We start from the raw sequence: 18,466 nt of genomic DNA, 5'->3' as shown, positions 1-18,466 counted from the left end.
AACACCCGCTCAGGGAGGAAAAGCGGGAGGTGCAGGGGCGCACCTGATTGAAAAATAGGAATCTTTCGCAAAGATGCAAACGCAATCTTTCACCGCTCGTCGGTAACATCCGGCGCAGCGACTACATCGGCGGCAGCGGCCTGCTCGTCGGCATAGCTGGCAAACCACGCGCCGACGACCTCCTCCACCCGCTCGACACCCTGCTTTTTCAGGCTGGAGAAGAGCTGGACGGTGACCTGGCTATTGCCGGCGAATTCCTTTTCCACCTCGCGCAGCATCTTGATGCTGTCCTGCTTGCTGAGCTTGTCGGACTTGGTCAGCAGGCAGTGCACCGGCTTGCCGGTGGGCAGGAACCAGTCGAGCATCTGCCGGTCGAGCGCAGTCAGCGGGCGACGGGAGTCCATGATCAGCACGAGACCAATCAGGTTGCGGCGGCTGACCAGGTAAAGACCCAGCAGCCTTTCCCAGTGCGCGCGGATTTTTTCCGGCACTTCGGCATAACCATAACCGGGCAGGTCGACAAGACGGCGTTCACGGCCGAAATCGAAATAGTTGATATGCTGGGTGCGACCCGGGGTCTTGGAAACGTAAGCCAGTCGCGTGTGGTTGGCCAGCGTATTGATGGCGCTGGATTTGCCGGCGTTGGAGCGCCCGGCGAAGGCGACTTCGATTCCCTCGTCGGGAAGCGCCCGCAAATCATTGACGGTGGTGAGAAATTGCAATCCGCGAAACAGCGACATCAGGCACGACCAGTGTGGTTTGGAAAAAAGTCTTGTTATAGAATAACAGGATTTGATTGATTCCAACCGCCGCGCAAGACCGGCGGAATGCCTCACCGAGGGAGCAAAACCATGCGCCGCACACCGGTTGCCGCCATTTTCGCAGCACTGATTCTGTCCACGCCGTTTGCCGGCGCCGCCACCAAGGCCGACGTCACCAAAGGCAAGGTAATTGCCGAGCAGGTCTGCGCCGCCTGTCACGGTATCGACGGCAACAGCGTCATTCCGGCCAATCCTAGCCTGGCCGGCCAGCATCCGGACTACCTCGTCAAGCAACTGCAGGAATTCAAGGCCGGCAAGCGCAAGAATGGCCAGGCCGCGGTGATGCTGGGCTTCGCCAGCACGCTGTCTGACGCCGACATGCGCAATGTGGCGGCCTATTTCGCCCAGCAGCAACCCAAGGAACGCGGTGCTGCCAACAAGGATCTGATCGCCGCCGGCAAGAAAATCTACCGTGGCGGCATCGCCAGCAAGAACGTACCGGCCTGTATGGCCTGTCACGGCCCGAATGGCGCCGGCATTCCGTCGCAGTATCCGCGCATGAGCAGCCAGCACGCCGGTTATGTGGCCGAGCAGCTGAAGGCCTTCCGCACCGGTGAACGCAGCAACAACCAGCCGATGATGGATATCGCGGCACGCATGTCCGACACCGAAATCAAGGCGGTGGCCGAGTACATCCAGTCCCTGCATTAAGCCGTGCGGTCGCCACCAGGCCTGCTGCTTCTGCAGCGGATTCGCGGGCGACTCCCGATCGCAATGTCAGGCAAGGCCGGCGCGGAACCAATCCCGACGGTCCTTATCCAAGAGGGGCTGCACGCCCCTCTTTTCCATTTTCCGGCCCAATGAACCGCATCCAGTCTTCCCTGCCCCGTGCGCTCTTTGAACTGCTGTCGTCGATGCGTTTTGCGATCAGCCTGCTGACCGTGCTGGCGATTGCCTCGGTGATCGGCACCGTCCTCAAGCAGAACGAGCCCTACAACAATTACCGCATCGAGTTTGGCGAATTCTGGTTTGGCCAGTTCGAGGCACTGGGCCTCTACGATGTCTACCACTCGAGCTGGTTCCTGCTGATTCTGGCCTTTCTGGTGCTTTCGACCAGCCTGTGCATCTGGCGCCATGTGCCGGGCATGCTGCGCGAAATCCGCAGCTATCGCGAGCGCGCCACGCTGAGCTCGCTGACGCGCATCAGCCATCATGTGCAAAGCAGCCAGCGTCTCGACGAGGCCACGGTCACGGCCCATCTGGCGCAACATGGTTACCGCTGGCGCATCCGCCAGGGCGACGATTTCACGCTGATCGCCGCCAAGAAGGGCAGTTTTCAGAAACTCGGTTATCTGTTTGCACATGCGGCCATCGTGGTGATCTGCATCGGCGGCCTGATGGACGGCAATCTGCCGCTGAAAATCGCCGAAGTATTCGACATCAAGCAACCGGAAACCCGCGACATCCCGCAAAGCCAAGTGCCGCCGCCCAGCCGGCTGACCAGCGACAATCTGAGCTTTCGCGGCAATGTCACGCTCTCCGAGGGCAGCTCGGCCGACGTGGTTTTCCTGAACGCCGGCCAGGGCTATTTCGTGCAGGAACTGCCCTTCCTGCTCAAGCTCAAGCAATTTCACATCGAGCACTATTCCACCGGCCAGCCCAAGCGTTTCGCCAGCGACATCGAGGTATTCGACCACAGCGGCAAGCTGCTTGCCGGCGGCACCATCGAAGTGAACAAGCCGCTGATCGTCGAGGGCGTGGCCATTTACCAGTCCAGTTTCGGCGACGGCGGCTCGGGCCTGGAGCTGCAGGTCTGGGATCTGGCCCGTGGCGCCGCCGCACCGCTGGCGACCCGCTCGCAAAGCCAGCAGCCGCTGGTCATCGGCCAGCAGCGCTTCCAGCTCGAGCTGGGCGACTTCCGCCCCTTCAATATCGAAAACATGGGCGGCGAACCGCCGCCAGCCGATACGCTGCAAAGCGCCATGGCCGTGGCGCAGAACGTCAAGGCCGAGCACAACCTGAAAAACATTGGCCCGTCGATCACCTTCAAGCTGCGTGACGACACCGGCCAGGCCGTCGAGTACCAGAATTACATGGCGCCCTGGCAGGATGATGGCGCCTGGTATCTCCTGTCAGGTATGCGCCGGGAGGTCTCTGCGCCAATGACTTTCACGCGCATACCCCTTGATAAGGACCTGAAACCCGACACCTTCATGCGCTTGCGCGCAGTATTGCTGGATGGCGCCCGCCACGCGGAGATTGCCGAGCTCACCGCCGCGCAAGCCTTTGCCGCCGGCGGCGTCTCGGCAGGCGGACGCGAGCAGTTCAAGCAGATCACGCTGGGCGTGCTGGGGCAGTTTGCCCGCGGTGGCCTGCCGGAAATCGACCGCTTCCTGAAGGAACAGGTGCCCGAAGACCAGCGCCCGCTGGTGGCGCAAACCTATCTGAAGGTGCTGCAGGGCGCCGTGGGCGTGGCGCGCGGCATGCTGGACCCGGCCCGGGCCGCAGAGGCCGCCAGCGATGTGCGCTTCACCACCGACGCCATCGTGGCTGCCAGCAATTTCTTTGAATACGGCAGCCCGGTGTATCTGCAACTGGCCGGCTTCGAGGAAGTCAAATCCAGCGGCTTCCAGCTGACGCGCTCACCGGGGAAGAATGTGGTGTATCTGGGTTCGCTGCTGCTGGTCATCGGCATTTTCTGCATGTTCTACATCCGGGAAAACCGCCTGTGGATCAGGCTGGCCGCCACTGGCAGCGTGCTGGCCATGACCAGCAACCGCCGCACCGCCGAACTGGACCGCGAATTCACCCTGCACAGCACGACCCTGCTGCCCGCCAGCGGCACGCAGACCGACAAGGAATCAGCATGAGCTTCACCTCCGGCCCCTCCTCCCGCCTCAGCCGCGCCGACTACGGCTTTGCGGCCCTGATCATCGCGGCGGCGCTGTTTACCTTCCAGCGCTACGGCAGCTTCCTCGACTACTACGAGCAGGGCATCCTGCTGGGCAGCGCGGCCGGCCTCGTCTGGCTGGGCTGGTTCTGGAAACCGATGCGCTGGTTCATGCCCTTGTGCGGCCTGCTGGCGCTGGCAGGCATCGGCCTGTATGACGGCACGCTGGCCAATGGCAGCAGCCGGTTCTGGCTGAAGTACGCGTTGTCCAGCCAGTCGGCAGTGATGTGGATGTGCGTGCTGTTCTTCCTCGCCACGCTGCTGTACTGGGGTGGGCTGCTGCGCAAGTCGGCGACCCTGCTGGGCCTGGCCAGCGGCCTGACCTGGGCGGCCGCCGTCGCGGCGCTGACTTCCAAGCTGGTACGCTGGTATGAAAGCTATCTGATCGGCGCCGATGTCGGCCACATCCCGGTATCCAACCTCTACGAAGTCTTCATCCTGTTCTGCCTGATCACCGCGCTGATGTATCTGTATTACGAAGCCCGCTATGCCGCGCGCGCGGTGGGTGCCTTTGTGCTGCTGATCATCTCGGCCGCCGTGGCCTTCATCATCTGGTACACCTTTGATCGCCAGGCGCATGAAATCCAGCCGCTGATTCCGGCACTGCAATCGTGGTGGATGAAGATTCATGTACCGGCCAACTTCGTCGGTTACGGCGCCTTTGCCATGGCGGCCATGCTCGGTGTGGCCTGGCTGCTGGTCGAACCGGAGGAACAGGCCACAGCCAAACGCCCGCTGTGGCTGGCGGCCGGCTGCGTGCTCTTGCTCAGCCTGGGCCTGCATCTGGGTGCGGCACAGCTGGGCGACACCTGGGCGCCGCGCGCCGTCTTCACCGCCAAATTCGGCTACTGCGCCGCCCTGCTGTGCATCGTGGCTGCCAATCGCGGTCGCCTGGCGGCTTATCTGCCATCCGGCGCCGTGCTGGATGAAATTTCCTACAAGGCCATTGCCGTGGGCTTCCTGTTCTTCACCATCGCCACCATCCTCGGGGCGATGTGGGCAGCGGATGCCTGGGGCGGCTACTGGAGCTGGGACCCGAAGGAAACCTGGGCCCTGATCGTGTGGCTGAATTACGCCGTCTGGCTGCACATGCGGCTCGTCAAGGGCTGGCGTGGCGCTGTGCTGGCCTGGTGGTCAGTCGCCGGACTCTTCGTCACCACGTTTGCCTTCATCGGGGTGAATATGTTCCTGTCCGGTCTGCATTCTTACGGCGGTCTGTAGCATTCGGGTAATAAAGGACATTACTGACTCGCATTGCTGCGTTAGCGAGACCTATAATCATTGCCTCGTTCAATTTTGCAGCGCCATGGCTGCCGGGATTTAGCAATGGATCGCACGCTCTGCTTCAGCAAAACCACCGCCGGCCTCGCTGAAATCCAGGAACGCACGCGGGGCCTGCCGCTGAAATTGCGCCAGATGCTGATCATGGTCGATGGCAGCAAGACCATCGCCGATCTGGAGCAATTCCTGCCCGTTTCCGAGCTGGAGACACGCCTGACCGCGCTCCACGAGCAGGGCCTGATCGAGCTCAACGGCCATGCCGGCATCCCGGCCAGCACGCCAGCGGCTGCCGCACCGCCAGCACAGGCCACAGCGCCCACGGCGACCGACACCGCCGGCATCGTTCGCCCCGCCGGCCTGCCCTCGGCAGGCAGCCTTGCGCAAACCCGCCTGATTCTCGCCATGTGCAGCCAGCAGTATCTCGACGACGCGCTGGACACGATGCTGATCGACCTGTTCGACAATCTGAGCGGCCCGGACGATCTGAAATTCTGCATCGATACCTGGTACAAGCGCATGCAGGCCGCCGGTTTCGGCCATATTGCCGACAGCCACCTGCCGCAGATCCGCGCCATGCTGCGTTAAGTCGCGAAAACGGTATACTCGCAGGCTGATGTAGTTGCCCGCTTGCAACTACATCACAAAAAACTTATATCTAAAGCCACGAGCATTACCGCTGGGGAATGAATATGAGCGCCATCCTCTACCAGAAAACCGAGCTGGGCTTGCGTGAAATCGCTGAACGCAGCGGCCAGCTTGGCCAGAAAGAACGCCGCCTGCTGATCATGATCGACGGCCAGCGCGACAGCACGATGCTGGGCGCACTGCTGCCGGGCGAGGATGTCGGCACCATGCTGGCCAGGCTGCGCCAGCTCGGTTTCATCAATGCCTGCGCCTCGCAGGTAAAACAGGACGTGCTGAGCTTCTCCGGCCCGACCACCATCGCCCCGCCGCTGCCGCGCGACAACAGCAAGCAGCTCGCTGCCGCCAGCAAGGTGATTCTGGATGTCACCAGCCAGTATCTGGGGCAAAACTGGGAAGACAAGCTGGCTGCACAATTGCAGGGGGTGCGCGATGCCGACGATCTGGCGCCCATCATCGAGCAATGGCTCAATGCCCTGCGCCGCTCCGGCCACCGTGGCGCAGCCGACACCGGCCAGCGTCAGGTCAACGCCCTGCTGTCACCGGTAAGCTGATTGGCAGGTATGGGCCTGCAGCCCTTTCCAGCAAAAGGCTAGCGAGCAATACCCAAGACTTCAGGATTCATGACCGCCGCCAGCAAGGCTCGTTCAAAGGCCTCCCAATCGGGGGCCTTTGTTGCGCTGACGATCAGCTCGCAGCGGCTGTCGCGGCGATAGGCCGACACCTGCACGCCCGGATAGCCGTCCACCCAGTCAAAGCGGTACCAGTCGCGCTCGGTATGGAAAACGCCCTTGGCACGGCTCAGGCCGGCAAGGCCGAAGGCGTCGTCCTTGCCCAGCTGCTCGAACAGTTCGGCCAGCCTGGCGCTGAAGAACTGGCACTCGGCCGGAAAAATCCAGCCGCAGCTGTGCGAATCGAGGCTGGATTGCTGCTTGCGCAGCGGCCAGCTCGGCTCAGTCGCCGCCGTGTCATCAGCCCCACGCTTGCGCGCGGGAGCCAGCGGATTGCGCACATGGCCGCCATGGCTGACGGTTTCAGGCCAGCGCTCCGGCAGCAAATCGACGTCGAGCACGTCTTGCGGCAGCCGTCCCTGGCTGGTCTCCAGCACCGCCAGCTTCGGCGGGTAAAGGCCGGCTGCCAGTGTTCTGGCGGCCTCCAGCTGGGCCACATCGGCCCGGTCGCACTTGTTCAGCGCAATGACATCGGCCAGCTGCAGCTGATCGCGCCAGGTTTCATGCGTGGTATAGCGGCTGTCGGCCACGTGGGCCGGATCGAGCAAGGCGATCACGCCGCGCAATTCCAGCACTTTGGCCAGCATGGGGTCGCGCAACAGGTCGACGATGCCGGCCGGATGGCCCAGCCCCGATGGCTCGATCAGCAGCCGGTCCGGACGCCGTGCGCGCAACAGCCGGGTCAGCGTCACGCGCAATTGCGGGCTGGTCGTGCAGCAGATGCAACCACCGGGCACCTCGGCGACCTGCAGGCTGTCGGCGGCCACCGACAGGCTGGCGCCATCGATGCCGACCTCGCCAAACTCGTTGACTACCACCGCCCAGTATTCGCCCGCCGGCTTGCTCGCCAGCAGATGCGTCAGCGCCGTGGTCTTGCCGACGCCGAGAAAACCGGTGACCAGATTGACCGGCACACGCGGCACGGCAGCGGCATTCGCGGCCATCATGGCTGCGGCTCCGCGTCCTGCTTCTTGTGCGGGCGCTGCTTGGCCGCATCGGTGTGCAGCTGTGCCATCGCCCGGCCCATGTCGCCGGCAATCACCTGCGCCATGCCCTGACACGCGCGCAGCAGGGCCTCGTCGATCAGCTCCTGCTCCTCGCGGCGCGGTGGCTTGAGCACGAAGCTCGCCACTTCCGCCTTGTTGCCGGGGTGGCCGATGCCGACGCGCAGGCGCCAGAAATTCGGCGTGTTCAGGTGCGCCTGGATATCCTTCAGGCCGTTGTGCCCGCCATTGCCGCCGCCCTGCTTGAGCTTGAGCTGGCCCGGCGCAATGTCGAGCTCGTCGTGAATGACCAGAATCTCGTCGGGCAGGATCTTGTAGAACTGCGCCAGCGCGACCACGGCCAGGCCACTGCGGTTCATATAGGTTTGCGGTTCGAGAAACCACATGTCCTGCCCGTGCAGCCGTCCGCGTCCGGCCAGGCCATGGAATTTGCTGTCCAGCCTGAGACTCGCGCCGGCATCGCGCGCCAGTTCGTCAACCAGCCAGAAGCCGGCGTTATGGCGGGTGGCGGCATACTCGGCGCCGGGATTTCCGAGGCCCACGATCAGGCGTATGGGTTTGGCTTGGGACATGGCGGCAAAAATCGGGACAAAACGCGATGATAACGCGGGACGGCCGCATTTCCGGACGCCAGACAAAAAAAACCGGCCACGAAGGCCGGTTATAAGCAAGGACTGAGAGGTCCTCGTTGTGCGCAATCTGGGCTCTCCTGGAGCCGGCGCACTGGCAATCAGCTTAATACCACTTTGCTTTCCTGTTTTTGAAGCATTCTCTCGAGCAAAGCAGCATGCCGGGGTTTATGCCAGTTGCGAGTCGCCAGAATGCCGGCATTGCTCGAGAGTGTCAATAACAGTGGTATGGAATTTCACACCCAACAGCACCAGCTGCCGCCAGATGGTGGCGAGCCTCACAGCCAGTCCAGCAGGAAAGTGGCATTTACTTATTTGCTACTTAATGCCACCTGCAAGGCAGCCAGGCGGGCAAGGCGCACCAGCTCGGGGATTTTGCCCTTGTCGGCAGCGGCGCGCGCCACGGCGCCGGCATCCACGGCCTGCACGCGCGCCAGCTGTTGACGCAGAAAGTCCGCCTGCGGGTAAGCGCATTGCTCATAACCCGTCCTGCCGCGCGCATCGGCGAGGCAAGCATCCAGCAGCAGGCCGAAGCGCTCCGGACGGCGCAAGGCATCGCAGCGGGTGAGCAGCTCGAGCAGCGTGGCGGGGCGCAGCTGCATGGCCGTGTGCACCAGCGTGTGCTCGCGGCAGCACAGCACGGCCAGCTCGCGGCATTCGACCGGTGCGCGCAGGCGCTCGCACAGCGCCTCGACCAGTTCGACACCGCGCGCTTCATGACCGATATGCTGCGGCAAGATGTCGGCCGGCGTGGTCGCCTTGCCCAGATCGTGGCACAGCGCGGCAAAGCGCACGGGCAGCGGAGCCCCCTGCGCCGCGCAGTAATCCAGCACCAGCATCACATGCACACCGGTATCAACCTCGGGGTGGTAATCGGCGCGCTGCGGCACGCCCCACAGTGCGTCGACTTCCGGCGCGATGCGCGCCAGCGCGCCGCATTCCCGCAGCACGGCGAACATCCGCGATGGCTGCCTTTCCATCAGCCCGCGACTCAGCTCCTGCCAGACACGCTCGGGCACCAGGTGATCGACCTCGCCGCTGTCGACCATGGCGCGCATCAGCGCCATGGTTTCTGCGGCCACCACAAAACCGAAACGCGCGGCAAAGCGGGCAAGGCGCAGGATGCGCACCGGATCTTCGACAAAGGCATCGGACACGTGGCGCAGGATGCCGGCCGCCAGATCGGCACGACCGTTGAAGGGGTCGATGAGCTGGCCGGCGGCATCCTCGGCCATGGCGTTGATGGTCAGATCGCGGCGCAGCAGGTCTTCCTCCAGCGACACCGACGGATCGGCAAACACGGTAAAGCCCTTGTAACCATGGCCGGACTTGCGTTCGGTGCGCGCCAGCGCGTATTCCTCATGGGTTTTCGGGTGCAGGAAGACCGGAAAATCCTTGCCCACCGGCATGAAGCCCTGTGCAGCCATGGCCTCGGGCGTGCCGCCGACGACGACCCAGTCGACATCCTGCACTGGCAGGCCCAGCAAGCGGTCGCGCACCGCGCCGCCGACACGATAGAACTCCATGATTATTCCTTGTAAGCAAATGCTATTTCTTGTCCCGCAGGCACGGGTCTACAATCCCCGGCATCCGATTTCTTCCTTCACCAGGACTTACGCCATGGCCAAGATTGCAAACGACATCACCGCACTGATCGGCAACACCCCGCTGGTACGGCTCAACCGCGTCACCGAGGGCGTCAACGCCACCGTCGTCGCCAAACTGGAATACTTCAACCCCAGCCACAGCGTCAAGGACCGCATCGCGGTCAGCATGATCGACGCGGCTGAAGCGGCCGGCCTGATCGGCCCGGACACGGTGATTGTCGAGCCGACTTCCGGCAACACGGGGATCGGTCTGGCCATGGTCTGCGCGGCGCGCGGCTACAAGCTGGTACTGACGATGCCCGAGAGCATGTCAAAGGAACGCCGCGCGCTGTTGCGCGGCTATGGCGCCGAACTGATCCTGACCCCGGCAGCGGAAGGCATGGGCGGCGCGATCGCCCGCGCGAAAGCGCTGGTCGAGGAAAACGCCAACCATTTCTTGCCACAGCAGTTCGAAAACCCGGCCAACCCGGCCATCCACCGCCAGACCACGGCCGAAGAACTGTGGAATGATACCGATGGCGCCATCGACATCCTGGTCGCCGGCGTGGGCACCGGCGGCACCATCACCGGCGTGGCGGAAGTGCTCAAGGCGCGCAAGCCGTCCTTCCAGGCCATTGCCGTCGAACCCGAAGCCAGCCCGGTGCTGTCCGGCGGCCAGAAGGGCCCCCACCCCATCCAGGGCATCGGTGCGGGCTTTGTGCCGGCCGTGCTCAATACCGCGATCTATGACGAAGTGATCCGCGTGGGCAATGATGACGCCTTCGCCACCGCACGCGCACTGGCCACCCGCGAAGGCATCCTGTCCGGGATTTCCGCCGGCGCGGCCGTCTGGGCCGCACTGCAGGTGGCGCGCCGTCCGGAAAACGCCGGCAAGCTGATTGCGGTGATCATTCCATCCTTTGGCGAGCGCTACCTGTCGACCAAGCTGTTCGAGGGTCTGCTCGACTGAGGCCGGAAACGCACCGGCCAGGCGGCGGCCCGACGGTCGCCGCTTTTTCCTGGCGGGACGTCCCTCACTCCTCAAGGTATATCGCCACAGGCAATCCTCAGAAAGGGCTGCAGGCGAATACATTGACAAGTATTGCAGCAGATCAAGACTTGCCCACCAGGCCGAAGCGCAAGAACGGTTAAATGTAGTCGGCAGCAGCCGACTACGCTACCATCAGGTAAACACCTTACCCGTGGTCGCGGCAATGAATCTGCTGAATACCGATCTCAACCTGCTGTGCTGTCTGCATGCGCTGCTCGCCTCCGGGAGCGTCAGCCGCGCCGCCGAACAACTGGGCGTCACCCAGCCGGCGATGAGCCGTTCGCTGGCGCGGCTGCGCACGCTGTTCAACGACCCGCTGTTCGTGCGCGGCAGCGCCAACCGCCTGGCGCCGACCCCGCGCGCCGAAGCCCTGCGCCAGCCGCTGGAAGACATACTCGGGCGCATCACCACGCTGGTCGCCCCGCCAGAATTCGCCCCGGAATGGCTGCAGGCGCGCTTCACGCTGGCCCTTGCCGGCAGCGTGCCCGCCCGCTTGCGCGACCGCGTGCTGCGCGACATTCTCGCTGCCGCACCCATGCTGGAACTGCGGGTCTTGCCCTGGCAGGCCGACAGCTGCGAACGGCTGGGCCAGGAGATCGACCTCGCCCTGGGCGTGGCCAGCCATCTCAGCCCCGATCTGCACCAGCGCACGCTCTTCACGCGCCAGCCGGTGCTGGTGCTGCGTACGGGGCACCCGGCGCTGAACGGCGCGCTGGAACTGGCCGAGCTGGCGGCCTGGCCGCATCTGGCGCTGAGCGCCGATGGCTGTCTGCAGGAGGCCATTGATCAGCGTCTCGATGCGGCCGGCCTGCAGCGGCAGCTGCAATTGCAGCTGGACGACACGGCCAGCCTGGCCGACTGGCTGCGCAACAGCGACGCCCTGCTGATAACCGACCGTATAGCTGTGGAAGCCATGAGTGACAAAGGCCAGCTAGAGATACTCCCCCTGCCATCCGCCCTGCGGCTGCCGGATGCCGACTACACGCTGTACTGGTCGGCCCGCTGGCAGAATGATGCGGCCCACAGCTGGTTGCGCCAGACACTGGCCGAGCGGCTGCGCGACATGGCGCCGGGCAGCCCGGCCCAGCGTTCGCTGCGCCTGGCGCCCCCCGTCACCGGCGAACGCCAGTCCCGCGCGGACGACGACCGCATCTACCCGCTGGTCGGTCGCTACTTCCCCGGGCGCGCCTGCTGAAGGCGAGCGCCGCCAGCGTTTTCCCGCTCCCTCGCTGACGGCCCGCTGGGCCGCTCAAGCCCAGCCAGGCTGCCGCCCGCTTGCTCCCGCCGCCTTTTTGCCGGCCAAGCACCAGCCGGATCGCCACGCAATTCCCGCCCTTCCTCACCACATCCCCACCCTCTGCAGCGTCATGCATGGCGCGCATAGCCACTATGCCGCCCGCGCCATTTCGCCATGCCGCGCAGGGGCATAGATTGCTGCTGTCACGCGGCGGTCACAAAGCCCGGACCAAGAAAACCCATAACAGCATCGAGGATGAATCATGAGCAACCCTGCCCGTTCGGCGCAGCAGCACTGCTGCTGCCCGCCAGTGGCCGCCTGTCCGCGGAGGCGACCATGAAGAGCCACAACTACACCGCTACCGCCTACCTGTTTCTCGCACCCGCGCTGATCCTGCTGGGCATCTTTACGTTCTGGCCGGTGGGCTTCAACACCTACCTCGCCTTTCACGATTACGCGATCGCCGATGGCGTCACGACATGGAATGACTTTGCCCACTTCAAGTACATCTACGACGAATCGCTGTTTCACAGCGCGCTGAAAAACTCGCTGCTCTACCTGCTGGTAGTGCCCTGCATCCAGCTCGCCGCGCTGCTGATGGCCAAGCTGGTCAACAACAAGCTGCCGGGCATGACCTTCTTTCGCGCCACCTATTACATCCCGGTGATTACGGCGATTTCGGTTGCCGGGGTAGCCTGGGCCTTTGTCTACAAATATGACGGCATGCTCAACGGCTTTCTGGGCTGGGTGGGGCACGCGCTGGGCCTGCTTGCCAGCCCGGAAGTGCAGATCGACTGGCTGGGCAATCCGGACATCGCGATCTTCTCCGTCATGGCCTTCACCTTCTGGAAGGGGCTGGGCTACTACATGGTGCTCTATCTCGCCGGCCTGCAGGCCATTCCGGCCGAGGTGGAAGAGGCGGCGATTCTCGATGGCGCCAATGCCTGGGACCGCTTCTGGAAGATCACCGTGCCGATGGTGAAGCCGACCATCCTGCTGTGCACGCTGCTGTCGACCATCGGCGCGATGAAGGCCTTCCAGGAGGTGATCGTACTGAGCAAGGGACAGGCCGACACCTACACGGCGCTGTACTACGTGTTCGACCAGGCGTTCCGCAACTACAACTTCGGCCGCGCCGCCGCCGCCGGCCTGGTGGTGACCTTCTTCTGCATGATGCTGGCCATTGTGCAATTCCGCTTCTTCGGCGATCGCAAATAAGGGGCCGCACATGATTACCCGTAAAACCCTGCACCGCGCCCTTGGCCTGGGCGGCCATTACACCGGCCTGATCGTCTTTGCCCTGTTTACCACCTTTCCCTTTCTGTGGGCGCTGAGCTCCGGGCTGTCGGCCGATGCCTCGCGCATGTACCAGTTCCCGGCCGGGTTCTGGCCGCAGGACATGAGCCTCGTCTGGTTCGAGCGCGTTTTTCAGGAAATGCCGTTTACCACCTACCTGAAGAATTCCGCACTGCTGTCGCTGTTCACCATTCTTGGCGTCGTCGCGGTCTCGGTGCTGGCCGGCTACCCGCTGGCGCGCATGAAATTTCCGGGGCGCGGGCTGATCTTTGTCGCCATCATCGCAACGATGATGCTGCCCTCGGAAGTCGGCATCGTGCCCAACTTCATCACGCTCAAGCATTTTGGCGATGCAGCCGACGCGCTGCAGGGTGCGCTGGGCCTGGGGCCGGACTGGTCCTTGCGCGGCTGGGTGGGCCTGGACAGCTATTTTGGCGCCATGGCGCCCAATTTCGCCGGCGCCTTTGGCATCTTCCTGATGAAGCAGGCCTTTGAAGCCATCCCGCAGGACCTGATCGACGCGGCCCGCGTGGATGGCGCCTCGGAAATGCAGATCCTCTGGAAGGTCATGGTGCCGGTCACCACGCCGTCACTGGCCGCGCTGGCGATCTTCACGCTGGTTGGCGCATGGAACGACTACCTGTGGCCCTCCATCGTGCTGACTTCGAAGGACAAGCTGCCGCTGGCGGTCGGCGTGTTCAACGATCTGACCGGCCCCTTCGCCACCTCGGACAACATCCTGATGGCGGCCATCGTGCTGACCATCGTTCCCGTGCTGGTGTTCTTTGCCTGCACGCAGCGCTACTTCATCTCCGGCCTCGATGGCGCGGTGAAATAAGCCCTAGGTTCTGTTGACGTTTTGTTTGCGTTCCCGCTGGCGCGCTTTTTGCGCCGAATCAAGGCGTTGCGAGCGCCGCATAACCGGTTATGTCAGCGAAGCGACAACGCAGAGTCGGCGCAAAAAGCGCCCAGCCCGCCGGGTTTGGCTGTTTTTGGCCTGACACGGCGTTGCAAAGCCCTTGCATGGAATGACCCTGCAAGGGCTTCGCGCCTTGTTTCAGGCCAAAAACAGCACAAACGGGCAGCGCAAACAAAACGTCAACAGAACCTAAGGCCGCGAACTTGTTTTGTGCCGGCCCGCTGCCACAATCAAGGGTGTCGTGAGCGAGGCTGCAGCATGGGACTGACTCCGTTTCTGGAACGACCCTGGCCGGTATTGCTGGGCAGCGGGCTGCTGATGCTGGTGCTGCTGTACTGGCGGGAAACGGCCGAACGCGGATCACTGCGCCTGACTGCGCTGCTGGCTGTCGCCGGCCTCGTGGCGCTGAGCCTGAAAGAAATGCTGATCACGCTGGGCTACGGCCACGGCGCCACGCTGTTTGCGGAGATCGTGCGCGTGCTGCTGGGCATGCTGTATCTGCGCCTGTGCGGGTTGACGCTGTTTCGGCTGCTCTTGCCGCTCTTGCGCTACCGGCCGCTGCGCATCGCCGAGGACATGGCCCTGCTGCTGGCTTATGTCGGCTGGGGGATGGTGCGCTTGCGCGAAGGTGGGCTCGACCTGTCGCAACTGGTCACCACTTCGGCCGTCATTACCGCCGTCATTGCCTTTTCGATGCAGGATACGCTGGGCAACATCCTGTCCGGCATCGCGCTCCAGGCCGACCAGTCGCTGCGGCTGGGGCAGTGGGTGAAAGCGGGCGAATACAGCGGCCGGGTCAGCCAGATCGGCTGGCGCTCGACACAGCTGGAAACGCGCAGCGGCGAAACGGTGGTGATTCCGAATGGCTGGCTGATGAAAAACAGCTTTATCGTGCTGGGCAGGCAGGTGGGCGAGCTGGCGGTGTGGCGGCGCAATATCGCGCTGGATCTCGATGCGCGGCTGGTGCCCGCGCGCATTGTGGCCATTACCGAACAGGCGCTGCAAGATGCCAGCATCCCCGGCGTGGCGCGCCAGCCGCCACCATCCACCGTGCTGATGGGCCTGCAGGACGGGGTTGCGCATTATGTGACGCGCTACTGGCTGAGCAATTTCCAGGCCGATGATCTGACCGATTCGCAGGTGCGCGCCCATCTGATCGCCGCGCTGGGGCGCAATGACATTGCCACCGTGGCCCCCCGGCAATTCGGCATGCAAACGCTGCATGTGCGCCAGAGCGGGCAGCTGGCGCCCGAAGAGCTGCAAAAACGCCTGCGCGCGCTGGCCAATGTCGCATTGTTCAGCAGCCTCAGCGCCGCCGAGCGCGAGCAACTGGCGCGCGAGCTCGCCTTTGCCGCCTTTGAAAGCGGTGACGTCATCACGCGCCAGGGCGCCGTGGCGCACTGGCTCTATATCCTCATCACCGGCGAGGTCGCCGTCTGGCGCGACTACGGTCAGGATGGCGGCGTGCTGCTGGGCACGCTGCCCGCTGGCGAAATCTTCGGCGAAATGGGCCTGATGACCGGCGCACCGCGCATGGCGACCATTGTGGCCAGCAGCTATTGCGAGTGCTACCGCCTTGATCGCGACAGTTTCCAGCACATCCTCGCCGCCCGCCCGGAACTGGCGGAATCGATCTCGCGCGTGCTGCACGCGCGCCAGCAGGCCAATAGCCAGCGCCTCAACGCCAGCGCCACGCCGGGCAACGGCCATGGTGAACTGCTGGGCCGCATCCGGCATTTCTTCAGGCTGGATTGATATACGGTGGGTGATATATCAGTCCAGCCCTTTCTGGCAATGGGTTTGGCTCATATACCCATTGCCATGTCTGCCTGCGCAATCAGCGCGGCGCTACGCCCTTGGCGGCGAACCACTTCAGCATTTCCTGCCAGGCAGCGGCCGAGGCCGTGGCATTGAAGCTGGGCCGATAGTCGGCATTGAAGCCGTGCTCGGCATCGGGGTAGACGATGATTTTGCTGCGGCTGTCCGGCCCGAGCGCGCTGCGCATCTTTTCGACGCTCTCCAGGCTGATGCCCTTGTCCCGGCCGGCATAGAGGCCCAGCACGGGTGCTTTCAGGCGCGCTGCCACATCCAGCGGGAAGGTGGGGGTCAGCGCCGTCGGCTCGCCGCCCAGCCGGCCATACCAGGCGACACCCGCGCGGAGCTGCGGATTGTGCGCGGCGTACAGCCAGGTGATGCGCCCGCCCCAGCAAAAGCCGGTAATGGCCGCGCGCTGCGGATCGCCGCCCTGGCTGGCCGACCAGGCCAGCACGGCGTCCAGATCGCTCATGACCTGCGCATCGGGCACCTTGCCGACCAGCTCGCGGATCAGTTGCTGGATGTCTTCATACTGGCGCGGATCGCCCTGGCGAAAGAACAGCTCCGGCGCAATGGCCAGATAGCCCGCGTGCGCCAGGCGCCGACACAGATCCTGGATGTGTTCATGCACGCCAAAGATTTCCTGCACGACGATCACCACCGGCAGCGGCTTGTCGGCTTTTTCGGGGCCCGCCAGATAGACGGGTAGCTTGCCGCTGGCGGTGGGCACCTCGTCCGGGCAAGCCTTCAGGCCGATGGCCGAGGTGTAAACGGTGGAGGCCGCGACGGGGCGCACGGCAAGGGCGAAGCCGCTGGCCAGCAGGGTGGCGAGAATCTGGCGGCGATTGAACTCGGTCATGATGCGGGTCTCTCCAGGGGCAAAAAGGGGCAAAACCAATCAAACCTCAACAGAGCCTAGCTCCGAATTGCGCCGACGCCAAGGTGCTGACCCGCACGGTTCCTGGCGGTGCTTGGCCGTGGTTTTATCCATTTCCACGCCAGACCGGCGGGCGCCGCTCTGGCGTGGTTTTCATGGCGCTTTGGTGCACAGCGGTTTGGCTGTCATCTTGCCGCTGCTATAGTAAGGTTTTCCTGCCAATTACGGAGTTGACCATGAAAGCCCTTGCCCTGCTGACCGCCTCGCTGCTGATCTCCGGTGCGGCCCTTGCTGCCCAGTCACCCGCCGAACTGTGCGCGGCGCAGGCCGCCGAGAAGAAATTGTCCGGCGCGGCGAAAAACAGCTTCGTCACCAAATGCGAGAAAGACGCTGCGGCCAGCATGCCCAGCCAGTGCGAAGCCACTGCCAAGGAGAAAAAGCTCGCTGGCGCCGCCAAAACCAGCTTCATGAAGAAGTGCGAAGCCGATGCCGCAGCGGCCAGCGTGGCCGGGAAGTGTGATGCTGCCGCCAAGGACAAGAAGCTGGCCGGCGCCGCCAAGACCAGTTTCGTCAACAAGTGCGTCAAGGACGGCGGCCCGGCCAAACCGTAATGCTGCAATTCTGGCCGCGCGGCCTGCTGCTGGCGCTGGCCGGCCTGGCCTGCGGGCCGGTGCTGGCGGCGACGCTGCGTGTGCTGGTATCGGATGCCTTGCCCGCACCGCAGTTGCTGGTCAGCAACGGCCGGGTAGCGGGAGGGCTGGTCTGGGACATGAGCCAGCAGATTGCCGCCGAGGGCGGCGACAGGGTCGAGTTTGTCCTGCTGCCGCGCAAGCGTCTGGAACGGACGCTGGAGAGCGGCGATTTCGAGCTGGCCTGCATGCTCAATCCCGCCTGGTTCAAGCCGGGCATGCCGCTGCGCTGGAGCCCGCCGCTGATTGCCATGCAGAATGTACTGGCCATCGCGCCCGGCAAACCCAATCCCCAATACCTGAGCGAGTTGTACGGGCAGATTTTCTCGACCGTGCGCGGCTACCAGTATCCGACGCTGGAACAGCTGTTTGCCGCCGGGCTGATCCAGCGCGAAGACGCGCCCAGCGAGGAGCTGATGCTGCGCAAGCTCAGCAAGGGCCGTACGGCCTATGGCGTGATCAACCAGCTTTCCCTGCGCTGGTACAACCGGCGGCAGCCGCCGGAGCTGCATCTGGGCGAAGGGCTGGTGCTGGCCAATGCCTCGGTGTCGTGCGCCACGCCGTCGGCCCATCCCCGCGCCGCCGAGCTGCACCGGCGCATCCTGCGGCTGCAGGGTTCCGGCTATTTCGAGGCGCTGCGCCAGCGCTATCTGGCCAGGTGATAAGCCGCCGCCACCCAGGCATTGCCGGCAGTCGGCGCCTGGCTGGCGCCAGCAACAGATAAGCGGGCTGCTGGTCTGCAAATCTGTGCAGTCAGTCCACCGAAACCCTTCTGAGCATGGCTTGCCATCTGGGCCTTTCCTTCAGGAAAAAAACAGCCTGTTGGGTTTGGGTATGTGGTTGCAGCCCTTTCTGGTAATGGGTTTCGGGCATATACCTGTAATTACTTCCTGACCATGTCTATCTATTCAGGACGCTTGAACAACAAAGCCGTTGGTTAGTACGCTCTGCCCTGAAAGCCGCTGAGAAGCGCAGGTTTCCCCGAAGGGGGAGGATCA

17 protein-coding genes are annotated in these 18,466 nt (G+C 63.8%); 12 read left to right on the top strand and 5 right to left on the bottom strand.

Annotation, left to right across the window (positions count from 1 at the left end):
• Positions 1-89: 89 nt before the first annotated feature.
• Positions 90-740: a ribosome biogenesis GTP-binding protein YihA/YsxC gene (gene yihA / locus C515_RS0113030; protein ID WP_028455901.1), complete on the bottom strand. Its 651-nt coding sequence runs from the start codon at positions 738-740 to the stop codon at positions 90-92.
• Between the two features lie 111 nt (positions 741-851).
• On the opposite strand from yihA, the gene C515_RS0113025 reads away from it, so the two are divergent.
• From C515_RS0113025 to C515_RS22630, 5 genes are all read left to right on the top strand, one after another.
• The gene (locus C515_RS0113025; RefSeq protein WP_028455900.1) at positions 852-1,472 is read left to right on the top strand and encodes a c-type cytochrome; all 621 of its coding nucleotides are present in this window, start codon (positions 852-854) and stop codon (positions 1,470-1,472) included.
• 149 nt (positions 1,473-1,621) lie between these two features.
• On the top strand, positions 1,622-3,631 hold the full coding sequence (locus C515_RS20965) for a cytochrome c biogenesis protein ResB (RefSeq protein ID WP_051304919.1): 2,010 nt from the start codon (positions 1,622-1,624) through the stop codon (positions 3,629-3,631).
• Positions 3,628-4,932 carry a c-type cytochrome biogenesis protein CcsB gene (ccsB, locus tag C515_RS0113015; protein ID WP_043649470.1) on the top strand — a complete coding sequence of 435 codons (1,305 nt, stop codon included), beginning with the start codon at positions 3,628-3,630 and terminating at the stop codon, positions 4,930-4,932. Before C515_RS20965 ends, ccsB begins: the two co-directional genes overlap by 4 nt.
• A gap of 105 nt (positions 4,933-5,037) precedes the next feature.
• A complete protein-coding gene (locus tag C515_RS22635; protein ID WP_051304918.1) occupies positions 5,038-5,577 on the top strand; it encodes a hypothetical protein in 540 nt (179 codons plus the stop codon).
• Between the two features lie 104 nt (positions 5,578-5,681).
• A complete protein-coding gene (locus tag C515_RS22630) occupies positions 5,682-6,188 on the top strand; it encodes a hypothetical protein (RefSeq protein WP_028455898.1) in 507 nt (168 codons plus the stop codon).
• 38 nt (positions 6,189-6,226) lie between these two features.
• Here C515_RS22630 and C515_RS20950 read toward each other — a convergent pair whose 3' ends face one another.
• The 3 genes from C515_RS20950 to C515_RS0112990 form a co-directional block, all read right to left on the bottom strand.
• Entirely contained in the window at positions 6,227-7,312 is a 1,086-nt protein-coding gene (locus C515_RS20950; RefSeq protein WP_081686940.1) for a CobW family GTP-binding protein, read from the bottom strand.
• Positions 7,309-7,941, bottom strand: coding sequence for an aminoacyl-tRNA hydrolase (gene pth / locus C515_RS0112995; RefSeq protein ID WP_043649468.1), 633 nt, complete (start codon positions 7,939-7,941; stop codon positions 7,309-7,311). Before pth ends, C515_RS20950 begins: the two co-directional genes overlap by 4 nt.
• A gap of 368 nt (positions 7,942-8,309) precedes the next feature.
• On the bottom strand, positions 8,310-9,524 hold the full coding sequence (locus tag C515_RS0112990) for a multifunctional CCA addition/repair protein (protein WP_028455896.1): 1,215 nt from the start codon (positions 9,522-9,524) through the stop codon (positions 8,310-8,312).
• Between the two features lie 94 nt (positions 9,525-9,618).
• Here C515_RS0112990 and cysK point away from each other — a divergent pair, with 94 nt between their 5' ends.
• The 5 genes from cysK to C515_RS20940 all read left to right on the top strand — a co-directional run bounded on the left by cysK (position 9,619) and on the right by C515_RS20940 (position 15,842).
• A complete protein-coding gene (cysK, locus tag C515_RS0112985) occupies positions 9,619-10,554 on the top strand; it encodes a cysteine synthase A (protein ID WP_028455895.1) in 936 nt (311 codons plus the stop codon).
• Positions 10,555-10,798: 244 nt separating this feature from the next.
• A complete protein-coding gene (locus tag C515_RS22625) occupies positions 10,799-11,830 on the top strand; it encodes a LysR family transcriptional regulator (protein WP_051304916.1) in 1,032 nt (343 codons plus the stop codon).
• A 297-nt stretch (positions 11,831-12,127) separates the two neighbouring features.
• A complete protein-coding gene (locus tag C515_RS0112975; protein WP_245575035.1) occupies positions 12,128-13,090 on the top strand; it encodes a carbohydrate ABC transporter permease in 963 nt (320 codons plus the stop codon).
• 10 nt (positions 13,091-13,100) lie between these two features.
• Complete coding sequence (locus C515_RS0112970) at positions 13,101-14,006, top strand: carbohydrate ABC transporter permease (RefSeq protein ID WP_043649465.1); 906 nt, start codon at positions 13,101-13,103, stop codon at positions 14,004-14,006.
• A 339-nt stretch (positions 14,007-14,345) separates the two neighbouring features.
• Entirely contained in the window at positions 14,346-15,842 is a 1,497-nt protein-coding gene (locus C515_RS20940; RefSeq protein ID WP_081686939.1) for a mechanosensitive ion channel family protein, read from the top strand.
• An 82-nt stretch (positions 15,843-15,924) separates the two neighbouring features.
• Here the strand turns inward: C515_RS20940 and C515_RS0112960 are convergent, their stop codons facing one another.
• A complete protein-coding gene (locus C515_RS0112960; protein WP_051304914.1) occupies positions 15,925-16,761 on the bottom strand; it encodes a dienelactone hydrolase family protein in 837 nt (278 codons plus the stop codon).
• A gap of 254 nt (positions 16,762-17,015) precedes the next feature.
• Between C515_RS0112960 and C515_RS0112955 the strand changes: the two genes are divergently transcribed.
• Together C515_RS0112955 and C515_RS0112950 are read left to right on the top strand one after the other, a co-directional pair.
• The gene (locus C515_RS0112955) at positions 17,016-17,390 is read left to right on the top strand and encodes a PsiF family protein (RefSeq protein WP_028455891.1); all 375 of its coding nucleotides are present in this window, start codon (positions 17,016-17,018) and stop codon (positions 17,388-17,390) included.
• A complete protein-coding gene (locus tag C515_RS0112950; protein WP_028455890.1) occupies positions 17,390-18,130 on the top strand; it encodes a substrate-binding periplasmic protein in 741 nt (246 codons plus the stop codon). The genes C515_RS0112955 and C515_RS0112950 overlap by 1 nt, the downstream gene beginning before the upstream one ends.
• Positions 18,131-18,466 lie beyond the last annotated feature (336 nt).

The organism is Chitinilyticum litopenaei DSM 21440, from assembly GCF_000428145.1.
Lineage (GTDB): Bacteria > Pseudomonadota > Gammaproteobacteria > Burkholderiales > Chitinibacteraceae > Chitinilyticum > Chitinilyticum litopenaei.
Note: the sequence above shows the minus strand (reverse complement) of the source record. Positions and strands in the feature narration are given on the sequence as shown.